The sequence below is a fragment of the Carbonatibacter coralli genome (assembly GCF_039592655.1).
GTDB lineage: Bacteria > Pseudomonadota > Alphaproteobacteria > Kiloniellales > Kiloniellaceae > Carbonatibacter > Carbonatibacter coralli.
On record NZ_JBBUTJ010000004.1, the window covers coordinates 194004 to 206905 of the forward strand.

Below are 12902 nucleotides of genomic sequence, written 5' to 3' on the forward strand. Positions count from 1 at the left end.
CTTAATCTTTCAGGCGAATGGGGAAATGCGCACGCAGGCGCGCTTCGACATCTGCAGGCAGATGCTCGGGCGCAGGCAGGTTTTCTATTTCGGAAACCCTTGCGAGGGCACGGTCGAGAATTGTCTGGCTTCCACTGTCCAGCCAGTCGTTGACGCTCTGTCTGTTGCCGAGTGACGGATAGACAAATTCCTTGGTCATCAGGTCCAGTGTTTGTGCTGTCCCGAGGAAATGCCCTTCTCCGGTGACGACCTGTTCGATCATGTCCAGATCAATCGCTCCGTCAAAGAGTTCGATGCCTCTCACCGAGCGCAGAATTGCTCCGCACATGTCATCGTCAATGACCAGGGCTTCCTTGTTGGCAACCATAATGGACCCGAGCATGCCAACGCTGAGATTGATCATGTTTGCGCCGGCCTGGGCGGCAAGGGCAATGGTGTAGCCTTTTTCATAGCCGGACTGGGCATCCGCGGTTTTGGCGTCGGTCATGCCTGCCGAAACCGTTGATGGAAGGCCAAGACGCAAAAGGAGCTGTGCTGCGGCAGCATTGGCGACTGCCGCTTCACCGGAACCGCCCGTCATTGCGCCGGTGCGCAGGTCGGAAATAAAGGGCAGGAACGCCAGAATGCAAGGGAAACCCGGTTGCATCATATTGGTCAGCACAAGGCCGACCAGTGATTCTGCGAGCCCCTGTGCGAGAGCGCCTGCGAGAGCCGAAGGACTGGTCGCGCCGGCCTGGGCTGCGGAACAGATTTGCAGGGGCATGCCCTGGTTCACGCATTCCAGCATGACATCGCAGGCTTCCTCGGCCAGTGTCAGGGGCGGAACCACATGGCAGATCGATGCAAAGCAGAAAGGCTGCCTGCGAAAGGCACCCTGTCCCCCCAGTGCTGTATCGAACATCTCGATCACCGGGGCGACATTGGCCGCTTCAAAGAAGCTGGTGCCGATCGGCTTTGATGTTGCCTTCATGGCGGTAAAGGCCGTGTTGATGTCCAGTGTCAGCGGGTCTTCCAGATCCCGGGCCACCACGGGTCTCAGGGAATAGTGAATGTTGTCGCAGATATCCACGATACGCATCAGCTCGTAGAGATCCTGAACTGTGCTGTGCCTGAACTCCTGCCGGACAGTGTCGAGCACCTGTACCGCTGCTCCGCCTGTTCCGATGTGAACGCGGCCTCCGCCGACCTCAATGCCCCTGTTCTTGAGGTAACCGGGGAGTTCAACCTTTTTGCAGGCCTTCGCAATAAAGTCCTCGACCAGGGTTCTGGAGAAGACCAGACGTCCGTCCGGTCGTTGCTGAGCTCCATTGTTCAGAGCCAGCTCCCTGATCGCGTCAGGGGCATTGGAGACACCGATCCGTGCGAGGATATCAAAGGCAGCATCAGTGATAAGCGTTGCCTTTTCATCTGTAAGGGGGTGGAACCGTCCGCCAGTCGGGGGAAGGGTGGGCATCGCCTGAGAAGGCGAAGAGACACGTTTTTGTCTGTTTCTACGCATGGGAAGTCTCGTTCATGAAGAGTGTATTCGGAGGGATTTCGTTCAGGAAATCCCTGACGCATCAAAGCTCTGAAAGTTCTTTGCTGGCGCGTTCTTCCAGAAGCCGTGTCAGCCATGTCGGATCCATTTCCGGCACAGATGACAAAAGCAGATCCGTGTAGGCTTCGTGTGGGGGGGAGAAGATCTGGTCTCTGGAACCCTGTTCGACAATCTGCCCCGTTTTCATGACCACGACCTCGTCGGCAATTGCGCGCACTGTTGAAATGTCGTGTGTGATGAACATGTAACTGAGTTCAAATTCACGTTGCAGCTTGTCCAGAAGTTTCAGAATGCCTTCTGCGACCAGTTGGTCCAGTGCAGATGTCACCTCGTCACAGATAATGAACTTGGGCTTTGCTGCCAGTGCTCTGGCAATGCCGATCCTTTGTTTCTGGCCTCCTGACAATTCCGAGGGCAGGCGGTCGATATAGGTGTCCGGATCAAGCTCAATGGCCGAGAGCAGGGCGCGGACTTCTTCTGTCAGTTCCCTGCCCTTCAGCCCCCGGTAAAACTGCATGGGGCGACCGATGATATCGCGGATCTTCTGCTTGGGATTCAAGGCTGTGTCGGCAATCTGGTAGATCATCTGTGCCTGTCTGAGCTGGTCTTTTGACCTGTTTTTGTACTGTCCGGGTAACTCTTTTCCTTCCAGAAGGACTGTTCCGCTGTCAGGCGGCAGCAGGCCTGTGATCGTTCGGGCCAGTGTCGATTTTCCTGAGCCACTCTCACCGACAATGGCAACCGTTCGTCCTGCGTGGAAATCAATCGACACATCCTTGAGGACCGGCCAGGCCATTCCCGGGTAAGTGGCTGTTACTGATTGCAGGGACAAAACCGGCTGTGCCTCTGGAGATGGTTCTTTCTTGTGTTCTGTTGCAAAGGAGCGCACAGCCCAGAGGCTCCTGGTATAGTCTTCCTTTGGCGAAGTCAGGATCTGTCCGGTTGGGGCTTCCTCGACAATTTCACCATGGCGCAAAATCATCAGCTTGCTGGCCATCTGTGCGACCACGGCCAGATCATGCGTGATGTAGATTGCAGCGGTGCCAAACTCCTCAACGATATTCCGGATTGCACTCAGAACCTCGATTTGTGTTGTGACATCCAGCGCTGTGGTGGGTTCGTCAAAGATGATCAGATCCGGGCGACAGGCCATGGCCATGGCTGTCATGGCCCGTTGCAGCTGACCGCCGGAGACCTGGTGAGGGTAGCGGAAACCGATGTTCCCGGGATCGGGGAGCCTGAGCTTCTCATAGAGTGCTATCGCATCTTCCCGCGCTTCTTCGGCAGTGTGGGTCTGGCGCAGGACAGGAAATTCAACATGCTGTTCAATCAGTTGAAAGGCCGGATTGAAGCTGGCTGCAGCAGACTGCGCAACATAGGCAATTCGTGTTGAGCGCAGGCCTCTTCGTGTTTCCCAGTCCGAATTCGTCAACTCTGTTCCGTCAAAGTGCACAGTGCCCTCGGCAAAACGGCATCCGTCGCGGACAAATCCCATGGCTGCAAGGCCCAGAGTTGACTTTCCGGCTCCGCTTTCCCCGATCAGCCCGAGGACCTCGCCACGGTTGAGCGTGAGATCAAGGCCTTTGACAATGGGTTGCCATTGATTGTCCGACTTTCCTTCGATGACAAGGTTGCGGATTTCTACCAGTGGAGTGTCTTTGCTCATGTTTCGCCCTCTTTATTCTTTCAGTCCGCTTGCCTTGTGCAACATCCAGTCAACAATGAAGTTCACGGCGATGGTCAGAAGGCCGATGGCAGACGCGGGGATCAGCGGGGTCAGATCGCCAAAGGTGATGAGTGATGCATTTTCCCGTACCATGGAGCCCCAGTCCGCTGCGGGGGGCTGGATGCCCAGACCGAGAAAGCTCAGGCCGGAAATGGTCAGAAAGACGAAGCAGAATCTGAGACCGAATTCGGCGACTAGAGGCGGGGCGGCATTGGGAAGGATTTCCCTGCTCATGATCCACCAGAGCCCTTCTCCGCGAATTTGTGCGGCCTCGACGTAGTCCATCACCACAATTCCGACAGCAACAGCCCGGGCGATCCGAAAGACAAAGGTCGAGTAGATGATCGCAATCACAATGATCAGGCTGTAGACAGAGGTCCCGAAAATGGTCAGCAAAAGCAGGGCAAAGATCAGGGTGGGGATGGAAATGATGACATCCACAGCGCGGGAAATGATCTGGTCGACCCACCCCTGAAGCGTTGCCGAAAGAAAGGCGGCAACGCAGCCAAGCAGAAAAGTCAGCAGTGTTGTGACAAAGGCAATGCCAATGGTGTTGCGGGCTCCGTAGATCATGCGGGTTGCCATATCCCGCCCCAGTGAATCTGTTCCAAGCCAGAAGTCCCGCGACCAGGGTTCGAACTCGTAGGCGACAATTTCGCTTTCCCCGTACGGTGCGATAACCGGTGCAAAGAGGGCAACAAAAATATAGCAGGCGATGACAAACATCCCGAACAGGGCTGTGGCTGGAATGTTGTGCAGTTTTTGAAGAGCAGAAGTCATGGTTCTATTTCCGATGCCTCAAGCGCGGGTTTGACATGACTGAAATCAGATCTGAAATCATGTTGAAGAGGATGTAGGTTGCGGAAAAGATCAGACAGGCGGCCTGGACAACGGTGAAATCACGCTTTGACACACTGTCGACAAGCAACTGGCCCAGACCGGGGTAGACAAAGACAACCTCGACAATGACAACACCGACGATCAGATAGGCCATGTTGATGGCCACGACCGTTACAATCGGGGCAACGGCATTGGGCAGGGCGTGGCGAACGATGGTTCGCGTTGGCGTGGCCCCTTTCAGGCGCGCCATTTCAATGTAGGGCAGGGCCAGCAGATTGATGATGGAGGCCCGCGTCATGCGCATCATATGCGCCGTCACAATGAGCGTGAGTGTCAGCGCCGGCAGGAAGGTCCGGTGCAGGCGTTCAAGCAGGGAGGCATCCGAGGACAGATTGGCAATTGACGGAAACCAGGCCAGTTCGACCGAGAAGATAAAGACCAGAATATAGGCGACGAAGAATTCCGGAACTGAAATGGCTGCCAGAGAGACGACATTGACAGCCTTGTCGAGGCTTGAACCTCTGTGAAGCGCTGTCAGGATGCCCAGAAAGAGCGCCAGCGGAACAGAAATCAGCGCTGCGAAACCAGCCAGGAAAAAGGTGTTGTACAGCCGTTCCGACAAGAGGTCTGTTATCGGCGTCTGAGAGATCAGGGATGTTCCCAGATCACCGGCCAGCAGGTTGTTCAGCCAGTTCAGGTATCGCGTGTGCGGGGGCAGATCAAGCCCGAGTTCTGTCCTGAAGGCCGCCAGCGTTTCAGGCGTGGCGGACTGACCGAGAATTTGTTCGGCAACATCTCCGGGCAGCAGTTCAATGGAAGCGAAGATGACCAGGGAAACGACAAACAGCGTCAACGCCCCCAGGAAAAGGCGTTGAAGCACCAGGAATAAAAGGGGGTACATTACGCGGCCCAACCAAAAAGAATCGTGTTGTTGAAGAGAGGTGACAGCTGTGCCGTCACCTCTTTGCGACTGATGAAAATCAGGCTTGCCACCATCTTTCGATTGCCTTGTAACCGTCCAGGGACCAGTTGGAGGCAACCTCCGGGCTGCGTTCAATGTTCTTGCGTCGCGCGTATACAAAGTTGCGGAAGAAGGGGATGACAGCACCACCTTCATCCCGGAGGATCAACTGCATGTCTGCGTACATCCTGGCGCGTTTGCTTTCGTCCAGTTCCGATCGGGCCGCGACCATCAACTGTTCGAACTGTTCATTGTTGAACTGGGTCTCATTCCAGTCCGCTTTTGCTGCGTAGGCTGTCGAGAAGATCATGTCCGGCACGGGGCGTGCGCCCCAGGAGCTGGTGAAGAAAGGCTTTTTGAGCCAGACATCTGACCAGTAGCCGTCGTTCGGTTCGCGCACGACTTCAATTCCGATCCCTCCGGAAAGGGCCTGTTCCCTGTAGAGGGTCACGGCATCCACGGCTCCGGCAAAGAGGGAGTCCGAGACACTCAGACTGACATCAAGGCTTTCCAGACCGGCCTTGGAGAGATGGTATCTGGCCTTGTCAGGATCGTAGGTTCTCTGTTCCAGATCGGGATCAAAGTACGGCATGGTTGGTGCAACGGGGTGGTCGTTGGCCACAATGCCATGGCCCCTCAGGACGCGCTTGACCATTGCTTCCCTGTCGATGCCGTACTTGAGGGCAAGACGGACGTCGCGATTGTTGTAGGGGGCCATGCCGGTTTGCATGGCAAAGGTGGGGTGGAAGCCGCCGGATATCGACTCAATGGAGACGTGGTTGCTTCGTTCGAGCTGTGACAGCGTTCTGTATTCGGCGGACTGGATTGCATCAATCTCGCCAGTGACCAGCGCAGTCGTTGCTGCAGCGGAATCAGAAATGAGAAGCACTTCGACTTCATCAAAGTAGGCTGCGTTTTCCTTCCAGTAATCCGGATTTCTGGACAGGACTGTTTTGATCCCGGGGTTCCATTCTTTCAGGGTATAGCCGCCTGTGCCAACACCGGAGGTATCCACCGTACCGTCAGCACCGACAGGCATGATCTGGAAGTGATAGTCTGACAGGATAAACGGGAAGTCGGCGTTTGGCGCGGACAGCGTGATCCGAACCGCGCTGTTTCCCTCGGCACTGATCTCGGTCACAGCCGCAAGGAGCGACTTGGCCCCTGAGGTGCTGTCTTCACCTCTGTGGAGATTCAGGGAGGCAATAACATCCTCCGCACCGAGGGTTTTTCCGTTGTGGAAGGTAACGCCCTGACGAAGCTGGAAAATCCATGTTGCAGCATCGTCGGATTGCCAGTCTGTGGCCAGTTCCGCCCGCAACTTGTTGTCCGGTCCGATTTCCGTCAGGTTGTTGCGAAGAGCCCAGCCAACCATGATCTGCTGTGAACCGTTGGCTTCGGCCGGGTTCAGAGTGTCGCTTGTGCCGCCCTGATTGACAGAGACCCGGAATGTTCCTCCCTTTTTGGGGCTTGCAAGCAAGGGGGCAGGCAGTTGAGTCAGACCTGCCGCGATTGCGCTTCCGGCAAGGAAGTGGCGTCGATTTAATCCCTTTTTGAACAGTTTGTCTTTCATTTTGTAGACCTCCCAGTTTTCGCTTTTTTTATGTGTCAAAGTTATTGAGTTTCTTTGATCTTCTTGTCTTTTTGATAGTGTTCTGCTGCGGCTTCTCCCCAGATGCGGATAGCCTTGTCCGATGTTGTGATGTCTTCGGGGTCTGTGACGTAACTCAGCAGCAGGCTTTGCCGCTCGCCTGTGGAAGGCGCTGTTACGCGATGAAGGGTGTAACCTCCCTTGAAAAGCTGCAGATCTCCGGGTTTGAGAACAAGAGATCGCAGGTGACTGCGGTCACCATCCAGAACCCTCTGTACAGCGTCATAGTTTTCGTCTTCGCTTGTCCGCAGATTGGGCACGTATTCGAACGCCCCGCCCCCGGGGGACTGGGTCAGGCCAAGGGAAATCGTGAATTCGTTGTTGTCAAAATGCCAGGGGAACTCGCAGCCCTCGGGCTGGACGTTGATGTTCACACTGCCAAAGGGATCCCGGTAGGTGTAGAGCTTCTCGTGGCCCAGGGCCCGGGCGACAAAATGGCAGAGGTCTGCATTCTGGAAGATGGACCAGATCACGCCTTCTCTTGGAAACCGGTCGGCGCGAACCATGCCGTGGCGACGGGGGGCGAACCTCATCAGGGGATGCTCACGGGGCAATCCTTCCGGGGGTTCGGTAAAATAGGGGTTCAGGGATGTGGAGTGGAAGACGGCATGTCCGGACAGCGAAGCGGCCTCTTCCTGCATCTGTTCGACAATGACCGGGCGGATGAAGCTGCCGAGTTGGGCGCAATTGGTCTCGCCAAGCCTGAAGGTTGTGTCCTCGACAAGTTCTCGGAATGCAGAGCTGTCGGCCTGATGGATTGGGTAGTTGGCTGTATCAAACAGCTCTTCGGTCCTGAAGCCTAATTGATGAGTTGGTGTCTCAGTTGCAAGAGCTGCCATCTTCCAATTGTCCTTCTGCCAGATGAAAACCAATCACGCGAAGCATTGTCAAAATACTCAACGACGACGTCTGCGATATCGGTTTTAGGCTCAGCTTCAATTGGATTAAATTCAATCACATAATATTCCAATTTACGTGAATGGATTTCAGTCATTTCATGAAAAAACCAACAGGGATCAGTTTTTGGCAGCAGGGCAGTTTGCTCAAAAACAGACGGAGCACATCAATGGGGGGAGGGGAAATTCCTCTGTTCCCTCTGTTTGTCCACTGTTGTGCGGATGTGTTTTATCCGGCTTTTGAGGGATGCAGGGGGAAGTGGAAAAGGCCCTCACAGTTGGTGAGGGCCTGAGCCTTTGATCAGCTTTGTTTTCGAGTTTTTTGCCGTTTTCCTGAACCGGAACTAGAAGTCCTTGTCCGGTTTGTTGTCGTCTGTCTCTTCCTCGAAAAGGGCCGGGCCGTCGTCCAGCAGTTCCTCGGCATCAGTCAGGATTTCACTGTCGGAAACGGAGACTGAAGCCTCCTGTTCTTCCAGCCATTCCTCGGCTTCCGGTGTCAGCGTGGCGACCATGGCTGTACCCTTGGCAGGGACAGCAACGAAGTCGCCCTGATCCTCCAGCGGAACAGCGGCACGACGGGTCATACGATAGAGACCGAAGACGCCGGTCAGCAGCATGATCGTGATCATGAAGGGGAAGTAGGCTTCTGTCCCGAGATAGGACATGGCGCCGGAAACGAGCAGGGGGCCGAGAATGGTTCCAACGGCATTGACCTTGATCAGGGCCGCTGTTGCATTGACGATTTCCGAGCTGTCCAGGTGGTCATTGGTGTGAGCAATCGACAGGGAATAGATCGGCAGGGCTGTTCCGCCAAAAACAAAGGCTGCCCCAAGGAACCAGAGCGTGGCATCTGCACTGGCAAGCTTGTGGCAGGCAAAGGCCAGTATGGCCGAGGCAAAGAACAGGACAACTGTGACCTGGCGTCGGTCCATTGTATCGGACAGCTTCCCGATCGGATACTGGAAGACAAGGCCACCCATGTTCATCAGCAGAATGAACAGCGCAACATCAGAAGTCTTCATGCCGACCTGGTTGGCATAGACGGCCCCGACACCGAGAATGGCCGAAATGCTCAGGCCGCTGTTGAGTGATGCGGTCAGACCCAGCGGTGAAATTCTCCACAGCCTGACAATGGAGACAGGACTCGGTGCCTCGAAGTTCGGAACGCGTGTCGCCGTCAGAGATGTCGGAACCAGTGCGAGGGAGACAAGCACGGACATGATGACGAAGAGGATATAGTCTTCGACGGGACCGACGTTCAAAAGCAGCTGACTGAGGGACAGACCGCCGTAGGACAGGATCATGTAGATGGAAAGGATTTGTCCGCGGTTTTCATTCGTGGAGCTTTCGTTCAGCCAGCTTTCCACAACAATGTACAGGGCAGAGAAACTGATCCCGGTAATGACGCGGGCAAAGAACCAGAAAACCGGATCCGTATAGATGGGGAACAGCAGGTTGGCGACGGAAGCGAGCGAGGCAAAAGCCGCAAAAACCCTGACATGCCCGACTTTCGCCAGCAGGTTCGGGGTGGTGAGGGAGCCGATAAAATAACCCATGAAGTAACCGGTCATGACAATACCGGTGACAAAGGTATCGAGCCCGGCCAGGTCGGCCCGAAGGCCCAGTGCTGAACCTTGCAGACCGTTCCCCAGCATCATGAAGGCAACGCCGAGGAGAATGGCCCAGGTGTCTCTGATGGCGTTCAGCATGGCTGATCCGTCCTTTCCAGCCTGTGGATCAAGATGATCCTGTTGTTGTTTTAACCGAGTGGTGCGTCCTGGAGGCCTTCCTGTTCAAAGCTTCGCTGAACAGAAGGGCGGGTCAGAACTGCTTCACAGAACTGTCCAAGAGCAGGAAGATCGCGGGGGTGGGATGGCAGATTGCGACCAAAACGGCACAGCATGATCAGGAAGAAGTCCAGTGCCGAGAAGGCTTTCCCCATCATGAAGGGTCCCTTTTGTGCAAGGTGGGCATCAATGAAACCGAAATGTTCCTGCAGCCTTTTTTGAGCGGCCTCGACCACAGCGTCTTGTCCATCTGCGCTGGTTGTGTATCTGTCTGCGTAATTCAGGATGATGAAATCGGGCTGAACGGTGTTGGTGAGATACATCAGCCACTGGTAAAAACGGGCGCGTTCCGGAGAGGTGAAATCCGGGACAAGGCGTGCTTCCATGTGGCGGTCTGCAAGATGAAGCATGATCGCTGCCGTCTCGCTGATTGCCAGACGTCCGTCTTCGAGAACAGGAATGCGGCCAAGCGGGTTAAGTTTCAGATATTCTTCACTTTTGTGTTCGCCTTTTTTGTTGTCAACCCGAACCAGTTCGTAGTCTGCACCGATCTCTTCCAGCATCATGTGGATGGGAAGGTTGGCCAGACCCGGCGCGTAATGGAGGCGATATTGAGCGCTCATGTTCAATCCTGTTCCAAGAGGTGGAGGTGGAAGCAAATCGTGACAGGGAATTCTCCGTGCTTCCTTTTCGGCTGTCTACATCTTTTCAAATGTCAACAACAACACTTTTTTCCTGCGTGCGGTCACTGACACAAAAAAAGCCTCTCTGGCGGGGCCGGAAGTGAGAAAAAGTGTTTTTTTGTGATGAAATGATCACCTTGGGGCCGAGTGCTAAGGAATTGGTAAGATTTTACGAGTATTTTCTCTATGTACCTGATTGCACAAGAGATCTTGTATGGAAGAAAGCCGTAAGTTCAAACGTTATCGCGCAAATGATGTCGCCAGTCTCCGGATTGGCGAGGCTTGGCATGAGTGCCTGTTACACGATATCTCGTGCAACGGGGTCTTTGTCGAGACTGTGGCGCGTCCGGCGATCGGGAAGGAAGTGCTTTTGAACTCCACCACAATGGGCGAGGTGCGTGCGCTGGTCGTGCGTCATGCCTGGGATGGTGTGGGGCTTGAAATTCTCGAACAGCAAAGTGCTGTGGCCATGCCGTCTGCGAGCGGAAGCCGGCTTGATGCCCAGGGGAGCAAAGGCTCTTCCGTGATCAAGGCATCCCTGTCGAAGCCGTCAGGAAAGTCGGGCCGCCAATCCGAACTCTTCGGCTGATTGTGACGGAATGCACCGGGTGAAAAACAGGGCGGCTCAGGCCGCCTTTCGCATTTGCAGCTTCAGACTTGTGACCTTGTAGACATCAAGTCCGGTGATGCGGGCCACTTCCTTGATTGAAAACTGTGTTTCGTTCAGAAGAATGCGGGCGTGCACTTCCGGAGGCAGACGCCTGCCCTGGTTGCGTTTGCTCCGTCCGCCCGGGCTGGCCAGCTGGGCTGTCGGCTTGTCGCCCTTGTCCAGGCCGCGGTCATAGGCTGCCTTGAGGGCAGCCTCCCTTTGTGCCTTTGCCTGTTGCAGGTGAAAGTCCATCAGGTGCAGGGCATTTGCGAAGACGCGTTCTGTTGCTGTTGCCGGACCCCGGCTTCTCTTGCCGCTGTGTCTGCGTTCGCCGGAGGCCTGGGAGCGTTCGCGATGAAAATCGGCTGAGCCGCGCGAATGGCGATCATCGATTCCGCCCGAGGCCGCTTCATCAAGGGTCATGCCCCGGTTTTTGGCCATGCGTTCAGCAGCCTTCAGGGCGTTGTCGCGCTCACCCTCATAGGGGCTTTGTGCGGCAACCTCCAGAAGGTTCCGGAACCTTGTTCTTTCAGACTCTGTAAAGCCGGTCTTGCTAATCGGATTTCTCCTGAAATTTCTCGGTCGGCAGTCTGCTATTTTAACCAAAAGCAGCTGTTTTGTGAAAGGAAAGCTGGAGTTGCAGCGATCACTTTTGTTGTGAGGACCCTGCTTCTAGGGAAAATGACGGGGCTGGTGACGTTTGGCAATGGTCTTTCGCGGATCACTCCCGCCCTCTTCATGGCGGATTTCCCCCTTCCTTGCTTCAAAGAGGTTCAGCAGCAGGATGAAGGGAATGAAGATCAGCCAGAAAAAGATATAGACCAGGCGAATCAGAACCGGGTTGCGCATCACTCTTCTCCTTCTGTCTCTTCAATGGAAAAGCGGCTTGCGAAGTCCTCGTGAGCAAGACCGGCATAGAGGCTCAGAAGAATGGTTTCGGCATCCAGTGATTCATCAAAGGTTTCGGCCAGATCGACACGCCTTGCCATCCCGTTGGCGAGATCGGGATCAAGATTATGGCTGAAGTCTTCGTGCCCCTGGCAGAGATAGGCCAGAAAGGCCCCGAGATCGTTGAGGATGCCTTCCTTCTCCTCCGGGGCAGGGTTGCGGTCCCTGACGCGTTTCCAGAGTGCGATCTTTACAGACTCGGGAACACTGGACGAGATGACAGCATGCCGACGCAGTCCCTCGTCGATCATATGGAGTTCCTTTTTGCGCCCGAAGGCACCAAACATTCCAAAAAGCATAAAGGCTTCCTCATCTACCCGCTCGGGATTTCGCCGCCTGGCGCAAGGTCTCTTTTTACTGTCCCGAGGTCAAGCCGGATCTGGTGTTTTTGCGCAGTCAGTGCAATATCCTTGTGACGAGATTTTTTGTCCGGGAGTGCTGGCATGTGCATGCGCTATGCGCTTTATACACCAATGGAGCTTCTGGCCCGCCAGTTCGGGTTCAGGGAACGGCCCAATCTGGAGCCGCGCTACAATCTGGCTCCAACACAACCTGTCGTGACGGTTTGTCTGAAATCTCCGGCGCACGGAGAACGGCCGGTGCCGTCCATGACGCTTATGCGCTGGGGCCTTGTTCCGTCGTGGAGCCGGGAGCCGATGAAGGGGGCGAACCTGTTCAATGCCCGCTCCGAGACCGTTGCGGAAAAACCGGCTTTCAAGGGACCGTTCCGCCGCCGCAGGTGTCTGATCCCGCTCGACGGCTTTTATGAGTGGTCGGAAAACGGACAGCAACAGCGTGACAAGCGACAGCCCTGGTTTATACGCCTGAAAAGCCGGGAGCCTTTTGCACTCGCCGGAATCTGGGATGACTGGCTGGGGGCAGACGGCAGTGAGGTGCAGTCCTGTGCCATTCTGACAACGGCGGCCGGTCCCGATATCCGCCATCTGCACCATCGCTCACCGGTGCTGGTGCCGCCTGCATACTATAACCGCTGGTTATGGGAAGGCGGAGAACTATTCCTGAGAGCGCCACCGGCCGGTGTGCTGGAGGCTTTCAGGGTTTCGACACGGGTCAATGCGGTCAGGCATGACGATCCCGCCTGTATGGAAGCCCTTCAGGAGGAAGAGGATGCCGAGGCATCAGCAGTACAGTCCGGTCAAAGTGACCAGTTCTCCCTCTTTTAGGGGAGGAGTGCGAGAGTGAGGCGTCTGTCCGGAACAGAGT

General features: G+C 55.4%; 13 protein-coding genes. 2 read left to right on the forward strand and 11 right to left on the reverse strand.

All coding sequences use genetic code 11. The annotated features are described in order from the left end of the window. Position 1: 1 nt before the first annotated feature. The 8 genes from AAAH10_RS11430 to AAAH10_RS11465 all read right to left on the reverse strand — a co-directional run bounded on the left by AAAH10_RS11430 (position 2) and on the right by AAAH10_RS11465 (position 10021). Positions 2-1498 carry a trimethylamine methyltransferase family protein gene (locus AAAH10_RS11430; RefSeq protein ID WP_343563630.1) on the reverse strand — a complete coding sequence of 499 codons (1497 nt, stop codon included), beginning with the start codon at positions 1496-1498 and terminating at the stop codon, positions 2-4. Positions 1499-1559: 61 nt separating this feature from the next. Then, a complete protein-coding gene (locus tag AAAH10_RS11435; protein WP_343563632.1) occupies positions 1560-3203 on the reverse strand; it encodes an ABC transporter ATP-binding protein in 1644 nt (547 codons plus the stop codon). 12 nt (positions 3204-3215) lie between these two features. After that, complete coding sequence (locus tag AAAH10_RS11440; RefSeq protein ID WP_343563634.1) at positions 3216-4043, reverse strand: ABC transporter permease; 828 nt, start codon at positions 4041-4043, stop codon at positions 3216-3218. Between the two features lie 4 nt (positions 4044-4047). Then, a complete protein-coding gene (locus tag AAAH10_RS11445; RefSeq protein ID WP_343563636.1) occupies positions 4048-5004 on the reverse strand; it encodes an ABC transporter permease in 957 nt (318 codons plus the stop codon). 79 nt (positions 5005-5083) lie between these two features. Beyond that, positions 5084-6637, reverse strand: coding sequence for an ABC transporter substrate-binding protein (locus tag AAAH10_RS11450; RefSeq protein WP_343563639.1), 1554 nt, complete (start codon positions 6635-6637; stop codon positions 5084-5086). A gap of 41 nt (positions 6638-6678) precedes the next feature. Then, positions 6679-7554, reverse strand: a complete 876-nt coding sequence (locus tag AAAH10_RS11455; protein ID WP_343563640.1) for a HalD/BesD family halogenase — start codon at positions 7552-7554, stop codon at positions 6679-6681. Between the two features lie 401 nt (positions 7555-7955). Continuing rightward, positions 7956-9320 carry an MFS transporter gene (locus AAAH10_RS11460; protein ID WP_343563641.1) on the reverse strand — a complete coding sequence of 455 codons (1365 nt, stop codon included), beginning with the start codon at positions 9318-9320 and terminating at the stop codon, positions 7956-7958. Between the two features lie 50 nt (positions 9321-9370). Then, entirely contained in the window at positions 9371-10021 is a 651-nt protein-coding gene (locus tag AAAH10_RS11465; protein WP_343563642.1) for a glutathione S-transferase family protein, read from the reverse strand. 274 nt (positions 10022-10295) lie between these two features. Here AAAH10_RS11465 and AAAH10_RS11470 point away from each other — a divergent pair, with 274 nt between their 5' ends. Then, entirely contained in the window at positions 10296-10670 is a 375-nt protein-coding gene (locus AAAH10_RS11470) for a PilZ domain-containing protein (protein WP_343563643.1), read from the forward strand. Positions 10671-10706: 36 nt separating this feature from the next. Here AAAH10_RS11470 and AAAH10_RS11475 read toward each other — a convergent pair whose 3' ends face one another. From AAAH10_RS11475 to AAAH10_RS11485, 3 genes are all read right to left on the reverse strand, one after another. Next, positions 10707-11171: a hypothetical protein gene (locus AAAH10_RS11475; protein WP_343563644.1), complete on the reverse strand. Its 465-nt coding sequence runs from the start codon at positions 11169-11171 to the stop codon at positions 10707-10709. Between the two features lie 231 nt (positions 11172-11402). After that, positions 11403-11579 (reverse strand): hypothetical protein, encoded by a 177-nt coding sequence (locus AAAH10_RS11480; RefSeq protein WP_343563646.1) that lies wholly within the window; start codon positions 11577-11579, stop codon positions 11403-11405. Then, complete coding sequence (locus tag AAAH10_RS11485) at positions 11579-11977, reverse strand: hypothetical protein (protein ID WP_343563648.1); 399 nt, start codon at positions 11975-11977, stop codon at positions 11579-11581. Before AAAH10_RS11485 ends, AAAH10_RS11480 begins: the two co-directional genes overlap by 1 nt. Positions 11978-12121: 144 nt before the next feature. Here AAAH10_RS11485 and AAAH10_RS11490 point away from each other — a divergent pair, with 144 nt between their 5' ends. Beyond that, positions 12122-12862, forward strand: coding sequence for an SOS response-associated peptidase (locus tag AAAH10_RS11490; RefSeq protein ID WP_343563649.1), 741 nt, complete (start codon positions 12122-12124; stop codon positions 12860-12862). Positions 12863-12902 lie beyond the last annotated feature (40 nt).